Here is a 225-nt window from a genome sequence, read left to right as displayed (position 1 = left end):
CTATGACATCCACGGCCGTACCGTAGAGAAGGATAACGGCCAGATCCGGCACTACCGGTACGATGGCGAACACCGCCTGGGGCAAGCTGTTGCGGGAGAGCGAGACGCAGGGATCAGGATATTCTCAGAACCTGCGGATGCAGGGGCAATACCAGGACCGTGAGACAGGACTGCACGACAATCTGTTCCGGTATTACGACCCGGACTGCGGACGGTTTACGCAGC

The 225-nt window shown here is 59.1% G+C and carries 1 pseudogene; it reads left to right on the top strand.

Features of this window, described 5'->3' with window-relative positions:
• Nucleotides 1–68: 68 nt before the first annotated feature.
• Nucleotides 69–225, top strand: a pseudogene (locus LDK53_RS22795) (RHS repeat-associated core domain-containing protein); the annotation flags it as partial.

The organism is Enterobacter sp. K16B, from assembly GCF_020216105.1.
GTDB classification, from domain to species: domain Bacteria; phylum Pseudomonadota; class Gammaproteobacteria; order Enterobacterales; family Enterobacteriaceae; genus Enterobacter; species Enterobacter sichuanensis.
Note: the sequence above shows the minus strand (reverse complement) of the source record. Positions and strands in the feature narration are given on the sequence as shown.